The organism is Frigoribacterium sp. MCBA15_019, from assembly GCF_001864945.1.
Classification (GTDB): domain Bacteria; phylum Actinomycetota; class Actinomycetes; order Actinomycetales; family Microbacteriaceae; genus Frigoribacterium.
On the sequence record NZ_MJGS01000020.1, the window covers coordinates 62662 to 62986 of the forward strand.

The following is a 325-nucleotide window of genomic DNA, read 5'->3' on the forward strand; positions in this document are numbered from 1 at the left end:
ACCGACACCCCCGCACCGGCCCCCCTCGTCACGGTCACCAACCCCGCTGACCCCAAGGCCGGCTACGTCCCGAACACCGGCTTCACGTTCGAAGGCACCGGCACCAAGGGCAAGACCATCCAGGTCGAGAACAAGTTCGGCACCGCCCTCGGCACCACCCGAGTCGAGGACAACAACACCTGGTCCTGGACCCGCGCCAACATGGGCACCTCGACCTGGACGATCAACTTCATCCAGGACAAGGGCACCGCGACCGAAGCCAAAGCACAAGTCGCCGCCTTCGCCCCCCGACGCTGACCCACCCGCCCGCAGGACGGCTCCCCAC

At 67.7% G+C, this 325-nt stretch carries 1 protein-coding gene; it reads left to right on the forward strand.

Translation table 11 applies throughout. The features are described from left to right. A partial coding sequence (locus BIV04_RS17205; protein WP_218141860.1) for a hypothetical protein occupies positions 1–297 on the forward strand: 297 nt, incomplete at its 5' end. Positions 298–325 lie beyond the last annotated feature (28 nt).